We start from the raw sequence: 19,171 nt of genomic DNA, 5'->3' as shown, positions 1-19,171 counted from the left end.
CCGCCCGATCACGCCACCGCGGCGATCTTCGGGAGTTCGTGGGCGGCGTGGGCCAGGGTGCAGGTGAAGACGGGTTCCCCGTCTTGCGTGCCCGATACCTCGACGGTGAGCTCGCCGCCGGAGGGCTCGGCCGGGGGCGTCACATCGAGGGTGCAGGGGCTGTCCAGCTCCGCGTACCGGTGGAAGGTGATGGTGACGGAGGACGGCCGTGCCGAGAGCGGGCGGAGCGTTCCGTAGGCGGCCTGGCGGGCGGCCTCCACCAGGACCATGCCCGGGATGTGGTCACAGGGGTGGTCGAAGAGCGTGGCGTGGCGCAGGTCCGGGTTGAGCATCCAGCGGTCGCCGCGGGCGGTGGGGGAGAGGACGACGTCGAGGGGGGCCTCCCGGCCGACCTCGGACGGCTCGGCGCGGGCCGGGCAGGCCACCGGCAGCGGGTCCGCGGTGGTGCCGCGGGGGCCGCGTATCCGGCGGTAGAGCGCGGGTGGCAGGCAGGCGAAGCGGCCGCCGCCGGTGGCGACGGTCTTGCCCTCGCGCCGGATGGTGATGTCCATGCGGAAGGTGAAACGGCGCTCACGACGGTCGAGGACCACACAGGAGGCGTCGATGGTGAGGTCGGTCGGAGCGTTTTCGATCTCCAGCCGATCGGCTCGGGCAGCGAATTTCATTTGCTGCAGCAGAAATTGATGGCCGATCGGAACATTCAATTCCGTATGGGCGAGGAACAGACCGGTCTGCCGAAACGTTTCGGCGGCAAGTAACGGATCGTGACGGGCGCCGCCGTCCGAACTGAAGAACCCATGCGCCCGGGGCCATTGGGCGGTGAGCGCGAAATGGCCCTCGCCCGCCCTCGCGGCGCCGGTCAGGAAGACCTCGGCCAGCGCCGCGCGATGAACGAACTCTTTGGGAACCGTGCAGGTCAGCTTGGGTTCAACGGCGTGCGGGAGCGGTGTGGGGCTCCCGATCGCAGAGGTTGACTGTTGCACGGAACTCTCCATGAAACACGAAGTGAGGGAGGGTCAAGAAACATGAAAATCTTGTCCTGATCTAAGATAACGGTTGGCCGGTTTTCTTCAAGGCCCAGCCCAGGATCACGCCCGGCGCGGTGGTCCGCGCGGCGAACCCGATGGAGACAGCTCATGCAGCACCAGACCTGCCCCGTAGTCCTCGACCCGTCCGGACGCGATGTCCACGGCGAGGCCGCCCGGTTGAGCGAACTGGGCCCGGTCGTACCGGTGGAGCTCCCCGGCGGGGTGCAGGCATGGGCGATCACCGGCCATGAGCTCGCCACGCGCCTCATGCTCGACCCCCGCGTCTCCAAGGACGCCTACCGGCACTGGCCCGCGTGGCGGGACGGCGAGCTCGACGACAGCTGGCCGATGGCGATGTGGGTCTCCGTCAAGAACATGCTCACGGCCCACGGCGACGAACACCGGCGCCTGCGCAGGCTGGTGGCCAAGGCGTTCACCGCGCGCCGCACGGCCGCACTGCGCCCGCGCGTGGAGTGGCACGTGGCCAGGCTCGTCGACGCGTTGGCGGCCCTCCCGGCCGGCCGGCCCGTGGACCTGCGCGAGCACTTCGCCAACCCGCTGCCCATCCAGGTGATCTGCGAGATGCTCGGCATACCGCAGGAGGTGCGGGGCGACCTGCGCCGGGTCATCGACACCACCTTCCGCACCTCCATCACCCCCGAGGAGGCGCAGGCCAACCAGCGCGAGCTCTACGAGCTGCTGTGCGGGCTCATCGCGGCGAAGCGGGCCGCCCCGGCCGCCGACATGACCAGCGACCTGATCGCAGCCCGGGACGACGCCGACGGGCACCTGACGGAGAAGGAGCTCCTCGACACGCTGCTGCTCATCATCGGGGCGGGGCACGAGACCACCGTCAACCTCCTTGAACAAGCCGTTTTCGCTCTCCTGACGCACCCCGGCCAGCTGGAGCTGGTGCGTTCGGGCCGGGCCTCGTGGGACGACGTGATCGAGGAGACGCTGCGGGCGCGCGGGCCGGTGGCGAACATCCCGCTGCGCTTCGCGATCGAGGACATCGAGGCCGGCGGGCGGACCATCGCCGCGGGCGACGCCATCGTGATCTCGGTCAGTGCCGCCGCGCTCGACCCGGCCCAGCACGGACAGGACGCCGGGACGTTCGACCTCACCCGTCCCACCCGTCGCGAGCACCTCGCCTTCGGGCACGGCGTCCACCACTGCATCGGCGCCCCGCTCGCCCGGCTGGAGGCGTCCCTCGCCCTGCCCGCCCTCTTCGAACGCTTTCCGGAACTCTCCCTCGCGGTGCCGGCGGACGAGCTGGAACCGCTCGAGTCCTTCATTTCCCACGGCCACCGGAGGCTGCCGGTGATGCTGGAACCGACCCCCGTTAATTGACCGAATAACGCCTCTCCCCTTTGCGCCGTGGTGAGTTCGTGAATGCACCGCCGGGTAAAATGCGTCGCGTTCGGTTTGGTTTCCCCCAAGGGGTCTCGTCTCCTGACCCGGCGTGGCGTCACCGCTGCCGGAAGGCTGAGCGGGATGACACGGCTGGAGGTCGCAGGGTGGCGCAGCAGGAGCGTGGGATCAGAACTCGCCGGGCAGCGCTGGAGGCGGCTGCCGCGCTCTTCGCCGAGCGCGGTTACGAGGCCTGCACGATCTCGGAGGTCCTGGCGCGGGCCGGGGTGACCAAGGGGGCGCTCTACTTCCACTTCGACTCCAAGGAGTCGCTGGCGCGCGGGGTGCTGGAGGAGCAGGTCTGCCTGGAGGGTGTCGCCCCGCAGGCCTCGAAGCTGCAGGAGTGGGTGGACGTGGGCATGGCTCTCGCGCACCGGCTGCCGGACGAGCCCCTGCTGCGCGCCGGTGCCCGGCTGGCCACGGACCCGCACATGCAGAAGCTGGTCAGCACGGGCCCGTGGGCCAGCTGGAGCGACGTCTCGGCGCAGCTGCTGGCCGAGGCCAAGGCGCGCGGCGAGGTGCTGCCGCACGTCGAGCCGGAGGCCACCGCGCGGTTCGTGATCAGCGCGTGGACGGGGGTCCTGCTCGTCTCCCAGGTCAACACGGGTCTGGCCGACCTGGAGGAGCAGATCTCCGTGCTCTTCCGGCACATCCTGCCCGCGCTGGCGACCCCCGCGATCCTGGTCCGGCTGGACACCTCCCCCGACCGGGGTGCCCGGGTCGTCGCCGAGGGGCGGCGCCTGGGGGAAGCGGCCGCGCTCGCGGCGGGATGAGCCCGAGTCCCTTGGCGGAATAGGGGATTCAGCTTCCGCGATTCCTCTTGCGTGGTCGGCTTTCGCCTTGCTTCCGCTTTGCGCTGTGAGTCATGATCACGCCATGAATGGTCAGCAGGGAATGCTCGCGGGCAAGACGGTAATGATTACCGGGGCCTCCAGTGGTATCGGGGCCGCAGCGGCCCGTTTGTTCAGCGCCGAAGGGGCCGCGGTGATTCTGCTGGCCCGGCGGGAGGAGTTGCTTCGGAAGCTCACCGGCGAACTGAACGCGGCGGGCGGCGCGGCGACCGCCGTGACCGGTGACGTCACCGTGGCGGCCGACGTCGCCCGGGCGGTGGCCGTGGCCGTGGAGACCCATGGACGGCTCGACGCCGCCTTCAACAACGCAGGCTGGGGCACCGCCCGGGAGCCCATGCACCTGATGGACGACGCTGTCTACGACAGCATCATGGACGTCAATGTCCGCGGTGTGTGGAACTGCATGCGACAGCAGATACCCGTCATGCTGGAGAACCCCGGCGGCGGCGCGATCGTCAACACCTCCAGCACCGCGGGCCTCGTCGCCCCCGGCGTGCCCTCCGCGCCCTACATCGCCGCCAAGCACGCGGTGATCGGCCTGACCAAGGCCGCGGCCGACGAGTACGGGCCCCAGGGGATCCGCGTCAACGCCCTCGCCGTCGGCGTGACCCGTACAGAGCTGATGCAGCAGGGCTTCGACGCGAACCCGGGCGTCGAGGCCCTCCTGACCGGCGGCTCGATGCTGCCGCGCGTTGCGGACCCGGTGGAGATCGCCCAGGCCGCCGCGTGGCTGTGCGCCGACCTCTCCTCCTTCGTCACCGGCGCCACCGTTCCGGTGGACGGCGGGTTCACCGCGCGGTGAGCGCCCGCATCCTGCTCACCGGTGCGAGCGGCACGGTGGGCGGGGCCACGGCCCGCCTGCTGGCCGGCCGCGGGCACGCCGTGCGGCTGCTGGGCCGTGACCCCGCACGCCTGCCGCAGCCGGGCCCGCACGTCGAGGTCGCCACCGGCGACTTCGACGATCCGGCGACGCTGCGGGAGGCGATGGCCGGGATCCACGCGGTCCTGGTCGTCACCGGCGATCCCCGGCTGCCCGGCCACGACGCCAACGTGGTGCGCGCCGCCCAGGACGCGGGCGTGCGCCATCTGGTCAAGCTGTCCGCGCTCGCCGTCACCGACCCCGCCGCCCAGGACTTCATCACCTGCTGGCAGCGGGAGGCCGAGGAGCGCGTACGGGCCTGCGGGCTGGACTGGACGCTGCTGCGGCCCCGTGCGTTCATGACCAACACGCTGGCGTGGGCCGAGGGCATCAGGAGGTCCGGCACGGTACGCGCCTGGCCCGCGGACTCCCCGGCCGCCTGCGTGGACCCGTACGACGTCGCCTGCGTCGCGGCCCGTGTGCTGACCGAACCCGGCCACGCCGGGCAGGCCTACGGGCTGACGGGACCGGCGGCGCTGACGGCCCGGGAGCAGGCGGAGCTGCTGTCGCGGGTGCTCGGGCGGCGGCTGGACTTCGAGGAGTTGCTCCCGGAGCAGGTGCGCCGTGCGGCGGAGGCCCGGTACGGCGCGCAGGTCGCGCAGGCGCTGCGGGAGAGCGCCGAGCGTCAGGTGAAGGGGGCGAAGCGCCAGGTGGAGCCGGCCCTGGAACGACTGCTGGGGCGCCCGGGGCGTGGCTATGCCGAGTGGGCCCGGGAGAACGCGGCGCTCTTCGCCTGAGGGCGGCTGCCCCGGCGGCCCCATTTGTCAGCTCACTGGCGGCGGTTGGACGGCGATTAAAAACCGCACATACGGTTCGCGACGGGGTCTGTACTGCTGCCATCACATGCGGCAGCACGTCTCGGAGGTGTCCCGCTTCCCCCCTCTGCCTCAGCAGAAACCGGACCGCGGCAGGGGGCGGGGGCCCTGCGCCGAGCCGGGAGCAACCCTTCCGGGTGACCTCCGCGCCGCCCGGAGGGTGACGGCGGTCAGCCGGCGGCCGCGGTGGAGTCGATGATCTCCAGGGCGACCTCGAGGAGCGCGGCACGCTTGACCTCGGGGTCTCCCTGCAGCGTGTCCAGGGCGAACGCCCCGAAGTGGACGGTCAGCATGGCGCTGGTGAAGCGGACCTGGGTGGCGACGGAGGTCTCTCCCGCCTGGATCAGCCGGGAGAAGGCGACCACGCGTTCCTTGAGCCGCTCGCCGATGGCCAGCTCGCGCAGGGTCGCCTGATTCTCCTCCAGGATGCGGCAGATGGGCCCCGCGTCCTTGAGCACCGCGCTGTAGCGGCGCAGCAGTTCCCGCTTGGTCTCCAGCGTCGGTGGCTGGCTCCGGCCCCAGGCGATGAGCTCGTCGACGGGCTCCCCCAGCTGGTCGGAGAGCGCGCTGAGAATGTCCTCCTTCGTCTTGAAGTGGTAGTACAGCGCGGCCTTGGTGACGCCGAGCTCCTCGGCGATCTCCCGCAGTGAGGTCTTCTCGTAGCCGCGCGATACGAAGAGGTCCAGGGCCGTCTTCTGAATGCGCTCGCGGGTGTTGCTCCTGCGGGCCTTGGGGGTGCTGGCCATGGTCTTTCTCCCGCTCTTCGTCTTCCGTCGTGAACCGGCCGCCCCGGCCGGAGCCTGGGGCTCCGGCCGGGGCGGCCTCCTTTTCCGTGCTCTGCGGACCTTAACTAGCTAGTCGGCAAGTTAGTTTCCCGTCGGCTCCCCGCACACGTTAGGGGGCGCGGGAGCCTCGCGCAGGTGACGGCCGGAGCGGGTCCCGATCGCGCGCAATACCGTACTTGACGCCCGGCAAGGCAGTGCATACGCTTCCCGCGGGGGTAACTAGCCTGGCGGCAAGTACGGAAATGCGTCTGGGACCGAGGGGATGGTGTGCGTCGACATGGCACGAAATGCTGTTGCCGCGATCGACAACTACGCCACACGCGATGACTGTGCGACGGACGACCGCACGGCGTGTCGGCGCGCTGCGGAGGAACCCGTGCCCGCGGTCTTCGAGGGGCTGAGCGTTCCCGTGCGCACGGCCGCTTCGCTGCTGGGCCTGTCCCCGTGGGCCGTGGCGCACCTGATCGACCGCGGTGAACTGCGCAGCGAACGCGGCGGACAGTACCGCTATGTGACGCTCACAAGCCTTTTTTATTACCGGCGGCAGACGAGCTGAACGGCCGGAGGTCGGTGGCGGTCCGACTGATGCGAATGAGTGACTTCGCGAAACCTCTTAAAAAGGTCGCAGTTGTTCAGAACGCTTCAGTGGGGGCGCTACACGATCGAAAGGCATAAACGTGCTCAAGAAGTTTCTCGCCACCACCGCCCTTGCGGTAACCGCGGTCGGGTCGCTGGCGGGCCCTGCGATGGCCGTCGGACCAGACGACGAGCAGGAGTCCGCCAACGCCAACGGCGCGAAGACCGGGTACGGCAACACGCGCACGGGCGGCAAGGAAAGTCCTCAGATGAGCCTGATCCAGGGCACGCTCAACAAGCCCTGCATCGCTCTGCAGGACATCGCGATCCTGGCCATCCAGGACATCCCGATCCTCTCCTCCAACCAGGAGATGCAGTGCAACGACAACTCCACGATCAACGACGGTGACGACCCGCTGTCGGAGCTCCTGAACAACATCATCTCGGGCAACGGCTCGTTCAACGGTCACTGACCGCCGTCGGAAGTGCCGGACTCATCCCCTCGCAACGGGAGTGCGGGACCGCTGCGAGGGGATGCCCCGTTCTGCTCACGGTAGTGAGAGCGTGGTCATGGGTCCAATGGCGTGAACGGTAAAACCCGTGACCTGTGCTCACGTTTGAGCAATGCGTTCGTTCTGACAAAGGAACCGCAATACCGGAGCGAGGAAAAGAACGTGATCAAGAAGGTAATGGCAGTGGTCGCCATGGCGACCTCCGCCGTCGGTACATCGGGGGGAGTCGCCCTGGCGGATGGTGACGGGGGCCGAGGCCAGTACGTGGCCAATGCCAACGGTGCGGGCCAGTTCTACGGAAACACCTATACGAGCGGTTACATGAGCCCGCAGATGGGCCTCATCAACGGTTCGTTCAACAAGGTCTGCATCGGCGTCAGCGACCTGGGCATCCTGAGTATCCAGGACATCCCGATCCTGTCCTCGAACCAGCAGCAGCAGTGCACCGAGAACTCCGTGATCAACGACGGTGATGATCCGCTGTCGCACGTCCTCGACCGCATCTTCTCGTACAACGGTTCCGGGAACAAGAACTCCCACCACTGATCCGCCGCCGCGGAGAGAGCCGCCCACCGGTGATGCCGGGGGCGGCTCTCGTGCGTCTCAGCTCTCGTAATAAACGGTGAGAATGGCGCCGTCGACCTCCACGCACCGCCGGCCGAGCCGTTCGCCGCGGCGCAGCGCGTACAGGCACGTACGGAACATCGCCATCTCCTTGCCGGTCAGCACCGCGGCCGCCAGATCGAGGAGTTCGGCGACGCTCCGGTCGGTGAGAACGTCGGGCAGGTCTCCGGAGAGCAGGACGACGGATTCCCCGGTGCGTCCCCTGACGACGGCATTGGACGTGGAGCCACCACTGACAACGAGCACTCATTCCCCCTGGCCTCGGGCAGATCGAGACGATAGCCGGGAAGAGGCATGATCCTCGGCCGGACGGGAATATTCGCTGGTTTCGACTGTCCGGTGGAACCGGCCGGGCCCGGCCGGGCGTCCGGTATCCAACGGCCCTGCTCAAACCGCCGGTTCAGCCCTCTTCCGGGTGTTTCCCGGGTGCCCGTTCGAGCAGCGATTCGACCAGTGCCGCCACGTGCCTGCGGTCGTCGGAGGAGAGCCGCTGGACGCTCGCGATCAGCAGGTCCACCTCCGGGTCCGGCCGGCTCTCCGGCGTGTCCCCGGCCGTCGGGTAGAGGTGGATGCCGCAGGCCTCGGCGGCGGCCCGGCGCACGGTGTCCAGGGGCAGTTCGAGCCCCCGGGACAGCCCTTCGAGCGTGGCGGGCTGCGGCATGCGCACCAGGCGGTCGGTGGTGGCCAGGTGGTGCACGGTCGAGCGGGGGATGCCGCCCCTGCGAGCGACGTCCCCGTAGGACCAGCCCTGGCGGTCCAGGCGCTGTCTCATGATCTGCTGCAGTGCGTTGGCCACTGACGGTCGCTTCCTGCTCTCGGCTGGCTCGGATCCGCTCGGGTGAACCGATTCTACGGGCGGTGTCCACAGGAACCGCTTGCGCGGTGCCGACGGACGCCACTAGTGTCCAATCTCGTTGGACAACACGTCCGACCGCATCGGACGTGGGCTGGGGGGTCCTGCCCGTGCCCGAGGGCGTATTCCGTGAACCACCGCATCCCGGAGGGGGAACCATGCTCGATGTGCATGAGCTCGAGGCCGAGTCCGCTGAACTGCTGCCCGGCCGTGAGGCGCTCGGCAAGCTGAAGTTCAGCTTCAGCAGGACGACGAACGTGACCAAGCACGTCGCCGACGTCTCGGCGCACAACACCTCGTCGGCGCTCAACATCTGCTCGCCGGACGCCGTCGCGCAGTCCGCGGCCGGCCAGGCCATCACCGTCCAGCAGTAGCCGGCAGCAGCCCGTACCCACGCCGGCCGGCATCCCGGCCGGCACGCCGACCAGTGCCGTCAAATTCAGAAAGGCCAAGCCATGAGCATGAACCCGAGTGAGCTCGACGCCGAGTCCGCCGAGCTGCTGCCCGGCCGTGAGGCGCTCGGGAAGCTGAAGTTCAGCTTCTCCCGCACCACGAACGTCACCAAGCACGTGGCCACCGTCCACGCGCACAACGAGTCCCTGGCCGTCAACGAGAACTCGCCCTTCGCGGTGGCGCAGTCCGAGGCGAGCCAGTCCATCTCCATCAAGCAGTAGGCCCGGCCCACGCACTCGGCGGACCGTGACCTGGGGAAAGCGCGGTCCGCCGAAACAAGGGGGGGAAAGCGGTTTCGTCGAGGGGGAGGAACCAGATGACGGTGGTCGGAGACCACGAGGCCGGCCGCAGCCGCCATCGCAGCATCGACGAAACCGCGACGATCCAGATGGACACCGTGGCGTCCGGCGTCCGGACAGGGGACGCCGGCGCCCCGGTGCCCGGACCCGGCGGCTTCCCCTGCACCGTTGCAGAGAAGTACGGGGCAGGGGAGTACGGGGCAGGGGAGGAAGACGCCGGGACCCTGCGGCTGCCGGTGGTGCGGCAGCCAGTACCGCAGGCGCAGCCCGACGCGGGAGCGCTCGTCCCGCGGCTCAGCGGCGGGCTGCGCCTGCACGGCGAGTACCAGGGGTCGGGATTCAACGAGCCCAAGTACATCGCCCGCCGCGGCGACGGCCAGGTGGTGCAGCTCTCCCGGCTGCTCCACCTGGTCGCCTCCGCCATCGACGGCATCCGCGACATACGGGCCGTGGCCCATGAGGTCAGCGCCGGATTCGGGCGCGAGGTCAGCGCCGACAACGTCGCCTACCTCGTGGAGAACAAGCTTCAACCGCTCGGCATCACCGTGCCGCAGGGCCAGGAGAGCGACGAGGTCCACGGCCCGCGCTCGGACCTGCTGCTCGCCCTCAAGGGCCACCGTGTGGTCTTCGACGAGCGGCGGGTGGCCGTCATCGCCCGGGCGCTGGCCTGGCTGCACCGCCCGCCGGTCGTGGTGGTGGTCCTGCTGCTGGCCGGGGCCATGGACGTGTGGCTGTTCGCCTTCCACGGCGCGATGACACCCGTACTCAACGTCCTCGACCAGCCGCTGCTGCTCCTCGCGGTCTTCGGCCTGACCGTCGCGTCCCTGGTCTTCCACGAGTTCGGCCACGCCTCGGCGTGCAGATACGACGGCGCCCACCCCGGCTGCATCGGCTGCGGAATCTTCCTGATCTGGCCGTCCATGTACACCGACGTCACCGACGTCTACCGGCTCGGGCGCGCCGGACGGATCCGCACAGACCTGGGCGGGGTCTACTTCAACGTCGTCTTCATGCTGCTGCTGACCGGCGCGTACTTCGTCACCGGCCAGCCGTTCCTGCTCTGCGCGGTCTACCTCGGCCACTTCGAGGTGCTGGAACAGCTGATGCCGGCCGTCCGGCTCGACGGCTACTTCATCCTCGGCGACCTCGCCGGAGTGCCCGACCTCTACGGCAAGATCAGACCGATCCTGCTCAGCATGGTGCCGTGGCGCAAGGCCGACCCGGCCGTCGCCGACCTCAAGCGCAGGACCCGCGTCATCGTCACCACCTGGGTGCTGACCATGGTCCCGCTGCTGCTCGGCGAGCTGTGCTACGCGCTGTGGAACCTGCCCCGCCTCGTCGCCACCGGGGTGCGCTCGCTCACCCAGCAACTCATCGGCACCTATGAGGCCTTCGCCGCCGGGGAGATCCCGGCCGGGCTGGCCGGTGTGCTCGGCAGCCTCATGCTGATCGTCCCGCTGGGCGGCATGACGTACCTGTCCATCCGGCTCTCCGGGCGGCTGGGCCGCAACGCCCTGCGCGCCACCGCCGGACGGCCGCGCCTGCGGATCGGGCTCGCCCTGGGAGTCGCGGCTGTCGCCACGACCCTGGCCTACGCCTGGACCAGCGGAGTCACTCCCAAGCCGCTGCCGCCCGCGCCACCGATCGCCCCGATCCTGCAGCCCCACGTGCCGACCGTGCCGCCGGTGCCGGACCACTCGGCACTGCCCGGCCGGGACCCGGCCGAGGGCGGCGCGCCGGGGGCCTGGAGCCCGGACGGTGCGGCACCGGCGGTCTCACCGCTGCCCTGGCGCACGCCGCCGGCCCCTTCGTCTGGCCTGCCGACGCCGGCACCGGCGATGGTCCTGCCGCCCGCCGCCGCCCCGCCCGTCGCCGGCGCACCGGGCGCGAAGCCCCCGGCCGCCGCCCCGCAGCCGGTGGTCCTGCCGCCCACGATGCCGCCCGCCCTCCCGCCCGCCCTGCCGCCCTCCGCCCCGCCGAAACCGGTGCCGGCACCGGCACCCGCGCCCGCCACCACGACCGCGCCCCCTTCGCCCGCCCCCGCGACGACCGCCCCGGCCCCTGCCCCGGCCGCCCCGCCGACCCCGGAGCCCACCGCCCCCGCTCCGACGGCCCCGGCACCCTCCCCGGCACCCTCATCCTGAGAGCACCCAAGGAGCATCCCGTGAACCCCTACCTCTCCCGCCACTTCCTCCGGCTGGGCCTGCTGGCCGCCGGCGTGGCCACGGCCGCCACCGGCGGTCCCGCCCAGGCGGCGGAGGTCGCCGTCACCTCCGACAGCGTCCGCACCGCCGTCAACCACCGCCACCACACCGAGTTCCGCGACAGCTTCAGCGTCCACCAGCTCGGCACGGTCACCGCAGCCCGCCTCGGCAACCGGGCCAACGCCACATCGTCCGGGTGCACGGCCGACGACGCCTGCCGCTCGGTGGCGCTGTCCTTCCAGATCGTCACCCTCTCGGGTCACGACGTCCATCTCAACGCCGTCAACAAGGGACGCGCAGTCAACGACCACTGCAACGGCTGCCAGACCCTGGCGGGCGCCTACCAGTTCGTCGTCTCGACGCCCAGGCCCGGCCGCCTCACCGCGGCGGCGCAGCGCCGGCTCGCCGACATCCACCGGCGCCTGGACGCCCTCGGCGGCTCCCGCCTGCCGGCCGCCGAGCTCAAGCGGAAGGCCGACGCCCTCGCCGCCGAGGTCACCGCCCTGCTCGCCAGGCCCGACTCCACGACCGCGGCCACGACCACCCGGCCGGCCGTCAGGCTCCACCGCCATCTGGACGGCTGGCCGAGCCACTGAACCGCTGTCGTACGGCCCGCCGCACAGTGACCGGGCCATAATCGCGACCATGGAAGCGGAACGCCGCATGAGGCTCACCGGGCTCCAGCGGCGGCTGCTCGCCGACCTGGTGGCCGTCGGCGCGCCCTACCCGCTCGTCCTCACCGGCGGCGTCGCCGTCCAGGTGCACGGGTTGGTGACCCGGCCCGTCGGGGACCTGGCGCTGGCCACCGACAGCCCGGTGCCGATGGCGGACATCGCGTCCGCCCTCCGCGCCGGGCTCCAGGCGCGCGGCCTGCGGGTGCGGCAGATGGACACCGACCCGCTGTCCGCCCGCTTCTTCGCCGAGGAGCCGGAGACGGGCCAGGAGTGCGAGGTCCACCTCCTCAAGGAGACGATGTGGCGGCCGCCCGTACCCACCGAGTACGGACTCGTCCTGGCCGCTGAGGACGTGGCCGGCACCAAGACGCGTGCCCTCGCCGACCGGGGCCTGGCCCGCGACCTCGTCGACGTGCACGCCGCCGCCGGGCGCTGGTCGCGGGCCGAGCTGGAGGAGTTCGGCCGCAGGCATGCCCGGGACGCCTTCGACCTGGCCGACCTGCGGGCGCGGCTCGAAGGGGCCGACTGGATCGACGACCGTGAGTTCGCCGCGTACGGGCTGGACCCCGAGCGGACGGGGGAACTGCGGCGCTGGGCGCAGGCCTGGGCGGACGACATCGGCGAGCGGTTGCTGGAGGAAGCACCTTACGAAGACGGGGCGGACGGGGCGGACGGCGTAGACGGCACGGACGGGGAGAGCGGGACGGCCGGTAGCTAGGGGAATCCCTGGAAGAGCTCGTCGAGACTGGTCGTGTGGCGCGTGCACTCATCTCCCGGCGGCCCGGGAGCCGTCCGGACCCGCCGGCAAGCACGACCCGCATCAGCGTCCGAGCTCGTAAGGAATTGCCATGAAGGCTCTCGTGCTCTCCGGTGGGACCGGCACCCGCCTGCGACCAATCAGCCACTCGATGCCCAAACAGCTCATCCCGATCGCCAACAAGCCCGTGCTCGAACACGTACTGGGCAACATCCGGGACCTGGGCATCACCGAGGTCGGTGTGGTCGTCGGCACGCAGCTGCGGGCGATCTCGGCGGCGCTGGGCGACGGTTCGGCGCACGGCGTCCGCCTGACGTACCTGCCGCAGGACGAGCCGCTGGGCCTGGCCCACTGCGTCCGCCTCGCCCGTGACTTCCTCGGCGACGACGACTTCGTGATGTACCTCGGCGACAACATGCTCCCCGAGGGCGTCCAGGGCCTCGCCGACCGCTTCCGCACCACCCGCCCCGCCGCCCAGGTGGTGGTCCACAAGGTGCCCGACCCCTCCGCCTGCGGCGTCGCCGAGGTCGCCGCGGACGGCACGGTGCTGCGGCTGGTGGAGAAGCCCGCACACCCGCTCACCGACCTGGCGATGGTCGGCGTGTACTTCTTCACGCCCGCCATCCACGAGGCCGTCGCCGCCATCGGCCCCAGCGCACGCGGCGAGCTGGAGATCACCGACGCCATCCAGTGGATGGTCGAGCGGGGCGACGACATCAGGGCCGTGGAGTACACCGGTTACTGGATGGACACCGGCCGCATCGAGGACGTCCTCGAATGCAACCGCGAGCTGCTGCGCGGCCTGCGGCGCTCGGTGACCGGACAGGTCGACGGCGCCAGCGAGATCACCGGCCCGGTCGTGGTCGAGGCCGGGGCACGCGTGGTGCGCTCGCGCATCGAGGGGCCCGCCGTCATCGGCGCGGGCACCCTCGTCGAGGACAGCCGCGTCGGTCCGCACACCTCCATCGGCGACGACTGCGTGCTGCGCGCCACCGACTTGGCGGACTCCATCGTCCTGGACGGCGCGTCCGTGTGCCGCGTCCGCGGGGTGCGCGGCTCGGTCATCGGCCGCTCCGCCGACGTCGACAGCGCCACCACCCACCACCGGCTGGTCGTGGGGGACCACACCCGGATAGAGGTGGCCGCATGAGGCTGCTGGTCACCGGCGGCGCGGGCTTCATCGGCTCCCGGTACGTCCACGGGCTCCTTCAGGGCCGCCTGCCGGTCGCCGGCGGGGTACGGGTGACCGTTCTCGACAAGCTCACCTACGCCGGACACCGCGCCAGCCTCCCGGACGCCGACCCCCGCCTGGACTTCGTCCACGGCGACATCTGCGACCTGCCGCTCCTGCTCGGCCTGCTGCCGGGCCACGACGCCGTCGTCCACTTCGCCGCCGAGTCCCACGTCGACCGCGCCCTGGACGCCGCCCCCGACTTCGTCCGCACCAACGCCTACGGCACCCAGGTCCTCCTCGACGCCTGCCGGCACAGCGGCGTCGAACGGGTCGTGCACATCTCCACCGACGAGGTGTACGGCTCCATCGACGAGGGAGCCTGGACGGAGGAGTGGCCGCTGCGGCCGAACAGCCCGTACGCGGCCTCCAAGGCGGCGTCCGACCTGATCGCCCTCGCCTGCCACCGCACCCACGGCCTGGATGTGTCGGTCACCCGCTGCTCCAACAACTACGGCCCCTACCAGCACCCCGAGAAGCTGATACCGCTCTTCGTCACCAACCTTCTGGAAGGTGAGCCGGTGCCCCTCTACGGCGACGGCTCCCACCGGCGCGAGTGGACCCATGTGGACGACCACTGCGCGGCCGTCCACCTCGTGCTCACCCGCGGCCGGGCGGGCGAGGTCTACAACGTCGGCGGCGGCACCGAACGCACCAACGCGGCCGTCACCGAGCGGCTGCTGCAACTGTGCGGCGCCGACGCCCGCATGGTGCGCAAGGTCGCCGACCGCAAGGGCCACGACCTGCGCTACGCCCTCGACGGCGGCAAGCTCCGCGAGGAGCTCGGCTACGAGCCGCGCATCGGCTTCGAGGAAGGCCTGGCCTCGACCGTCGACTGGTACCGCGACAACCCCCACTGGTGGAAGGCCGCCAAATACCCGAAGGAGGGCCGGTCATGAGTCCGGTATGCCCCCAGGCCGCGATGCGCGTGCTGTTCGTCGTGTCCCACTCGCCCAGCAACTGGTCGTCCATGGTCCCCCTCGGCTGGGCGCTGAGGGCGTCCGGCCACGAGGTCCGGGTGGTCTGCTCGCCGGCCCAGGCCGATCCGGTCTCGCGCGCCGGTCTCACGCCGGTGCCCGTCCTGGAGGCGGAGCGCGAAGAGGTGATGCTGCGCGCCCTGAACTGCATGCAGGCGCAGCGCGGCCAGTGGCGCTTCGCCGAGCCGCCGCCGCACCCGGTCACGGGCGTGCCGCTCGGCCCGGCGGACGACTTCGACGCCATGGGCTGGTTCCAGGAGAACTGGATGCGGCTGGCGGAGCTCGCCCGGCGCGGCTCGGACGCCGCGGTGGAGTTCGCCCGCTGGTGGCAGCCCCAGGTGGTGGTGCACGACCTGATGAGCGTGGAAGGACCGCTGACCGGCAAGGTGCTGGGCGTACCGGCCCTGCTGCACCTGTGGGGGCCGGTCGGGCCGCACGACGGGGGAGAGGCCAGGCCCTTCCTGCCCATCGACTTCAGCCAGGCCTTCGCCCGCCACGGCCTGGGCGAGCTGTCGCCCGGCACGTACGAGCACATGATCAACCCCTGCCCGCCGGCGGTGTCCGCGCCGCTGCCCGTCCACCACTACCCGGTGCGGCACGTGCCGTACAACGGCTCCGGTGCCGTGCCGCCGTGGCGGCCGGAGCCGCGCGCGGCGCAGCGGCGGCCACGGGTCGGCGTGGTGTGGAGCACCTCGGCGACCCGGACCTTCGGGCCGGTGTCGTTCGCGGTGCCGAAGGTGGCCGAGGCGCTGGCCGGCCTCGACGTGGACGTCGTCCTGACGCTGACCGCCGCCGACCGGCAGCGTGCCGGTGAACTGCCCGCCGGCATGCGGGTGCTGGAGAACGTACCGCTGCACCTGCTGCTGCCCGACTGCGACCTGGTGATCCACCACGGTGGCGCCGGCAGCGCGATGACCGCTCTGGCCGCCGGCATCCCGCAGCTGATCCTGCCCAACGGCTGGGACCAGGAGATCATGTCCGACCGGATCGCCGGGACGGGTGCCGCGCTCGCCGTGCACAACGCGACCGCGGACGCCGGGGCCATCCGCGCCGCCGTGTCCGGGCTGCTGGGCGACGCCGGGCACCGGGAGGCCGCGGCCCGGCTGCGGCAGGAGATGGAGGCGCAGCCCGGCCCCGTCGCGCTGGTCACCGCTCTGGAGGAGCTCGCCGCGGGCGCCACGCTCGTCACGAACTGACGTCACACGCTCTTCGACGGGAACTCGGCATGGACATTGTGGGAAACGGCTTCCTGGCCCGGAACTTGCGGCCGCTCGCCGACGCGCACCCCGACACGGTGGTCCTGGCCGCCGGGGTGTCCTCGGCGAGCGGCACGTCCCCCGAGGCGTTCGCGCGGGAGGCCGCCCTGCTCGGCGAGGTGGCCGCCCGCTGCAGGGCCACCGGGCGGCGGCTGCTGTTCTTCTCCACCGCCTCCACCGGCATGTACGGGGCCGGCGACGGCCCGGGAACCGAGGACCGTCCCGTCGTGCCCTGCACCCCGTACGGGGCGCACAAGCTGGCCCTGGAGGAGCGGTTGCGCGACAGCGGGGCGGACCACCTGGTGCTGCGGCTCTCCCACGTCGTGGGCCCCGGCCAGCCGCCGCACCAGCTGCTGCCGGGACTGGTGCGGCAGCTGCGCGAAGGCACGGTGGCCATCCACCGGGGAGCCGCGCGGGACCTGATCGGCGTCGCCGAGGTCGTCACACTCGTCGACCGCCTCCTGGCGCTGGGCCTGCGCGGCCAGACCGTCAACGTGGCCTCCGGCACGGCGGTCCCGGTGACCGCCGTCGTCGACCACCTGGAGCGGAACCTGGGCCTGACGGCCCACCGCGAGTACCACGACGCCCCCGGCCACGCCACGGCCGGCTTCGCGATCTCCACCGCGAAGCTGCACTGCCTGCTCCCGGAGACGACCCTCCTCGGCTTCGGCCCCGCCTACTACCGCCGCGTCCTGGACGCCTTCACGGGCCACCGCGCCGCGCCTTCGGCGGTGTGACGCGGGGCGGGGGCTCAGCCCCGGGGGACCGGTTCCCACCCCCGCGTCGGGCCCAGCGGCTGCTGGTAGGTGGGCCTGGCCTCGGCGCCACTGGTGCGGAAGGGCCTGCCCCGGTCGTCCAGGCGCAGGACTCCGCGCCGGCCGCCGCTGGACCACTGCAGTTCCAGGTACCACTTCACGTCGTGCTGCCTGGCATCGGCCTTGACGTAGAAGACCTCGGGGTCGCTCTCGCTCACCTTGTACGGGAAGTCGCGCTGCCCGGCCCCGGGCGTGACGACGGGCCGCGCGGAGTCGAGGTCGACGCCGAAGGACTTCGTCGACACGTCACCGCCGCATCCGACGCCCATGGCGTAGGCGTTCCAGGCGAGCGGTGCCTTCGTGCCCTGCACCCGGACGGTCAGTCCTTCGAGGACGACGGTGTCCTTGCCGGTGCCCTGCAGGGTGATCTCGATGAACTGCTCGCCGGCCGCGACGCCTCCGAGCGCGGACACCCAGGCGGGCGCGTCCTGCTCCATGGGGGGCGGTGTGACGTCATGGGGGGCCCGGTCGACCAGGTAGTGCTGAGAGCACGGGTCTTCGAAGGCGTACGGCCGGACGTGCGCGGTCAGCGGAACGCCGCCCTTGCCCTCGCGGTCCGGCGTGTGCGCGGGGGGCGTCGCGGTGCCGCCCGGTGCCGCGGAGGCGTCGGGTTCGCCGCTCTCCCCCTCTTCGCCCCCTCTGTCCTCCTTGGCCTCGGGCTTCTCCTCCCGGGGCGAGGGCGGTGTGGCGGCCGGGCTCCCGCCCGTACGCGCCTTCCCGGCAGCGGACGCCGTCGCGGAAGACGCGGCTCCCACGGGCCGCCCCGTCCTGTCCTCGCCGGGGTCCCCGTCGAGGAGACCGGCGGCGAGCGCGGCGGAGCCGAGCACGGTGACGGCGGCAACGGCAGAGAGGGCGGCGCGCAGAACCTTCCGGTGCGGCCGTCCTCGCTGTGGCCGATGGCCCGGCGCAGCCACCCTCTCCGGGGGCGCCGGGGGTTCCGGCTGAGCGGAGTCGGCAGGAGCTTCGCCGGCCTCTTCCTGCGCAGGTGCAGGTGCAGGTGCAGGTGCCGGTGGCTGTGCTTCCGCTTCCGCCTGCGGTTGCACCTGTGGCTGTGGCTCTGACTGCTGCTTACGGCCGCGCGTAGCGTCCGCGACGATCCACCGCCGGTGGACCTCCATCAATTCCTGCGGCGTGGCCCGGCACAGGCGCGCCAACCGCTCGACCGGAGCGAACTCCGTGGGCACGGCAGACCCATTGCAATAGCGGTGCAGCGTCGACGTACTGACGTGCAGTCGCTTGGCCAGTGCTCCATAACTCAGCCCCGACCGCTCCTTCAGCGACCGCAGCAACTCAGCGAGACCGCCCGCCCCCACGCCACCCCTCCATCCCATGTCCCCGTTCCAGGGAACAGCGATTCCCCCAGGTCAGAGCCGGTGCAAACGTTCCGGCGTCCCGGATTGGCCGGCCACGCTGGCGCCCGGCACAGGGCACCGCACAAGCTTTCGCCATCCAAGCACGCCGTTCCCCGATCCGGTCGAGCGGCACTCCGCTGCCCACCCGTGAGGAACGAGAACGGTCATGTGCGCCGCCACCCGCCAACCCCGTCTGCTGGCCGTCTCCTTCGCGATCGCCGCACTCGCTCTGACGGCGTGCTCCAACGCAGGCGGAGTCCGCGCGGAAGGTGCCGCCCTGCCCCTGCCCGAGCAGGAGGAGTCCCAGGAGCACGACGGGCCGGCCGGCTCCACGCCCCAGGGCGCGAGGGAAGTGCGCAGCATGAGCACCTGCACCGCCGCCGACACCGAGGTCGTCGCCGCACCGGTCTCCGGCCCGCACCGCCACATGCTGCTCACGATCACCAATACGGGCTCGAAGCCGTGCGACCTGAAGGGCTACCCCCTCCTCACGTTCGACGGCGTCCGGTCCGTGCCCCCGGCGGGAGCGGACACCGGGCCGCAGGCGGTCATCTCGCTCCCGCCCGGCGAGAAGGGCTACGCGGGCGTGGTCCTGTCCGCGGGCGACGGCAGCGGCGGCGAGGGCTACACGGCACAGCGCCTGGAGATCGGCCTTCAGGGCAGCGACACGACGGCCGGGACCGCCCTCCGGACCAGGGACGTGCACGTCGACGACTCCCTGCGCGTCACGCGCTGGCTGACCACGCCCGGGGCCGCCCTGTCCTGACATGCCGCCGCCTC

At 71.5% G+C, this 19,171-nt stretch carries 22 protein-coding genes and 1 pseudogene; 17 read left to right on the top strand and 6 right to left on the bottom strand.

What is annotated here, in order from left to right; genetic code table 11:
• Positions 1 to 8 precede the first annotated feature (8 nt).
• Positions 9 to 995, bottom strand: coding sequence for a ScbA/BarX family gamma-butyrolactone biosynthesis protein (locus AB0F13_RS07005; RefSeq protein ID WP_362076424.1), 987 nt, complete (start codon positions 993 to 995; stop codon positions 9 to 11).
• Positions 996 to 1,136: 141 nt separating this feature from the next.
• On the opposite strand from AB0F13_RS07005, the gene AB0F13_RS07000 reads away from it, so the two are divergent.
• The 4 genes from AB0F13_RS07000 (at position 1,137) to AB0F13_RS06985 (ending at position 4,945) form a co-directional block, all read left to right on the top strand.
• Positions 1,137 to 2,378, top strand: a complete 1,242-nt coding sequence (locus AB0F13_RS07000) for a cytochrome P450 (RefSeq protein WP_362076421.1) — start codon at positions 1,137 to 1,139, stop codon at positions 2,376 to 2,378.
• Between the two features lie 167 nt (positions 2,379 to 2,545).
• Positions 2,546 to 3,211, top strand: a complete 666-nt coding sequence (locus AB0F13_RS06995) for a ScbR family autoregulator-binding transcription factor (protein ID WP_362076418.1) — start codon at positions 2,546 to 2,548, stop codon at positions 3,209 to 3,211.
• A 103-nt stretch (positions 3,212 to 3,314) separates the two neighbouring features.
• Complete coding sequence (locus tag AB0F13_RS06990; protein WP_362076415.1) at positions 3,315 to 4,091, top strand: SDR family oxidoreductase; 777 nt, start codon at positions 3,315 to 3,317, stop codon at positions 4,089 to 4,091.
• Positions 4,088 to 4,945 carry an NAD(P)H-binding protein gene (locus tag AB0F13_RS06985; RefSeq protein ID WP_362076413.1) on the top strand — a complete coding sequence of 286 codons (858 nt, stop codon included), beginning with the start codon at positions 4,088 to 4,090 and terminating at the stop codon, positions 4,943 to 4,945. Before AB0F13_RS06990 ends, AB0F13_RS06985 begins: the two co-directional genes overlap by 4 nt.
• 248 nt (positions 4,946 to 5,193) lie before the next feature.
• Here the strand turns inward: AB0F13_RS06985 and AB0F13_RS06980 are convergent, their stop codons facing one another.
• Positions 5,194 to 5,769 carry a TetR/AcrR family transcriptional regulator gene (locus AB0F13_RS06980; protein ID WP_362076411.1) on the bottom strand — a complete coding sequence of 192 codons (576 nt, stop codon included), beginning with the start codon at positions 5,767 to 5,769 and terminating at the stop codon, positions 5,194 to 5,196.
• Positions 5,770 to 6,085: 316 nt separating this feature from the next.
• Here AB0F13_RS06980 and AB0F13_RS06975 point away from each other — a divergent pair, with 316 nt between their 5' ends.
• The 3 genes from AB0F13_RS06975 to AB0F13_RS06965 all read left to right on the top strand — a co-directional run bounded on the left by AB0F13_RS06975 (position 6,086) and on the right by AB0F13_RS06965 (position 7,442).
• Positions 6,086 to 6,364, top strand: coding sequence for a hypothetical protein (locus tag AB0F13_RS06975; protein WP_362076409.1), 279 nt, complete (start codon positions 6,086 to 6,088; stop codon positions 6,362 to 6,364).
• Positions 6,365 to 6,485: 121 nt separating this feature from the next.
• Positions 6,486 to 6,857, top strand: a complete 372-nt coding sequence (locus AB0F13_RS06970) for a rodlin (RefSeq protein WP_362076405.1) — start codon at positions 6,486 to 6,488, stop codon at positions 6,855 to 6,857.
• Positions 6,858 to 7,058: 201 nt separating this feature from the next.
• Entirely contained in the window at positions 7,059 to 7,442 is a 384-nt protein-coding gene (locus AB0F13_RS06965) for a rodlin (RefSeq protein WP_362076402.1), read from the top strand.
• Between the two features lie 57 nt (positions 7,443 to 7,499).
• Here the strand turns inward: AB0F13_RS06965 and AB0F13_RS06960 are convergent, their stop codons facing one another.
• Both AB0F13_RS06960 and AB0F13_RS06955 read right to left on the bottom strand, forming a co-directional pair.
• Positions 7,500 to 7,766 carry a hypothetical protein gene (locus AB0F13_RS06960; protein ID WP_362076399.1) on the bottom strand — a complete coding sequence of 89 codons (267 nt, stop codon included), beginning with the start codon at positions 7,764 to 7,766 and terminating at the stop codon, positions 7,500 to 7,502.
• Between the two features lie 154 nt (positions 7,767 to 7,920).
• On the bottom strand, positions 7,921 to 8,316 hold the full coding sequence (locus tag AB0F13_RS06955) for a helix-turn-helix transcriptional regulator (protein ID WP_362076396.1): 396 nt from the start codon (positions 8,314 to 8,316) through the stop codon (positions 7,921 to 7,923).
• A gap of 215 nt (positions 8,317 to 8,531) precedes the next feature.
• Between AB0F13_RS06955 and AB0F13_RS06950 the strand changes: the two genes are divergently transcribed.
• The 9 genes from AB0F13_RS06950 to AB0F13_RS06910 all read left to right on the top strand — a co-directional run bounded on the left by AB0F13_RS06950 (position 8,532) and on the right by AB0F13_RS06910 (position 16,961).
• Complete coding sequence (locus AB0F13_RS06950) at positions 8,532 to 8,747, top strand: hypothetical protein (RefSeq protein ID WP_362076393.1); 216 nt, start codon at positions 8,532 to 8,534, stop codon at positions 8,745 to 8,747.
• 81 nt (positions 8,748 to 8,828) lie between these two features.
• Positions 8,829 to 9,047 (top strand): hypothetical protein, encoded by a 219-nt coding sequence (locus tag AB0F13_RS06945; RefSeq protein ID WP_362076390.1) that lies wholly within the window; start codon positions 8,829 to 8,831, stop codon positions 9,045 to 9,047.
• 95 nt (positions 9,048 to 9,142) lie between these two features.
• A complete protein-coding gene (locus tag AB0F13_RS06940) occupies positions 9,143 to 11,269 on the top strand; it encodes a hypothetical protein (protein ID WP_362076387.1) in 2,127 nt (708 codons plus the stop codon).
• 20 nt (positions 11,270 to 11,289) lie between these two features.
• Positions 11,290 to 11,925, top strand: a complete 636-nt coding sequence (locus tag AB0F13_RS06935) for a hypothetical protein (protein ID WP_362076384.1) — start codon at positions 11,290 to 11,292, stop codon at positions 11,923 to 11,925.
• Positions 11,926 to 11,992: 67 nt separating this feature from the next.
• Complete coding sequence (locus tag AB0F13_RS06930) at positions 11,993 to 12,721, top strand: nucleotidyl transferase AbiEii/AbiGii toxin family protein (RefSeq protein ID WP_362077177.1); 729 nt, start codon at positions 11,993 to 11,995, stop codon at positions 12,719 to 12,721.
• 130 nt (positions 12,722 to 12,851) lie between these two features.
• The gene (locus tag AB0F13_RS06925; RefSeq protein WP_362076381.1) at positions 12,852 to 13,910 is read left to right on the top strand and encodes a glucose-1-phosphate thymidylyltransferase; all 1,059 of its coding nucleotides are present in this window, start codon (positions 12,852 to 12,854) and stop codon (positions 13,908 to 13,910) included.
• Positions 13,907 to 14,890: a dTDP-glucose 4,6-dehydratase gene (rfbB, locus tag AB0F13_RS06920; RefSeq protein ID WP_362076378.1), complete on the top strand. Its 984-nt coding sequence runs from the start codon at positions 13,907 to 13,909 to the stop codon at positions 14,888 to 14,890. Before AB0F13_RS06925 ends, rfbB begins: the two co-directional genes overlap by 4 nt.
• Entirely contained in the window at positions 14,887 to 16,164 is a 1,278-nt protein-coding gene (locus AB0F13_RS06915) for a nucleotide disphospho-sugar-binding domain-containing protein (RefSeq protein WP_362076375.1), read from the top strand. Before rfbB ends, AB0F13_RS06915 begins: the two co-directional genes overlap by 4 nt.
• Positions 16,165 to 16,193: 29 nt before the next feature.
• Positions 16,194 to 16,961 (top strand): NAD-dependent epimerase/dehydratase family protein, encoded by a 768-nt coding sequence (locus AB0F13_RS06910; RefSeq protein ID WP_362076372.1) that lies wholly within the window; start codon positions 16,194 to 16,196, stop codon positions 16,959 to 16,961.
• Positions 16,962 to 16,975: 14 nt separating this feature from the next.
• Here the strand turns inward: AB0F13_RS06910 and AB0F13_RS06905 are convergent, their stop codons facing one another.
• On the bottom strand, positions 16,976 to 17,866 hold the full coding sequence (locus tag AB0F13_RS06905; protein WP_362077235.1) for a hypothetical protein: 891 nt from the start codon (positions 17,864 to 17,866) through the stop codon (positions 16,976 to 16,978).
• Between the two features lie 294 nt (positions 17,867 to 18,160).
• Positions 18,161 to 18,370 (bottom strand): annotated as a pseudogene (locus AB0F13_RS06900) (helix-turn-helix transcriptional regulator); the annotation flags it as partial.
• Between the two features lie 187 nt (positions 18,371 to 18,557).
• Between AB0F13_RS06900 and AB0F13_RS06895 the strand changes: the two are divergent.
• On the top strand, positions 18,558 to 19,157 hold the full coding sequence (locus AB0F13_RS06895; protein ID WP_362076369.1) for a DUF4232 domain-containing protein: 600 nt from the start codon (positions 18,558 to 18,560) through the stop codon (positions 19,155 to 19,157).
• Positions 19,158 to 19,171 lie beyond the last annotated feature (14 nt).

This window comes from Streptomyces sp. NPDC026206 (genome assembly GCF_040638465.1).
Taxonomy (GTDB): Bacteria; Actinomycetota; Actinomycetes; order Streptomycetales; family Streptomycetaceae; genus Streptomyces.
This window is presented reverse-complemented; position numbering and strand designations above follow the sequence as displayed.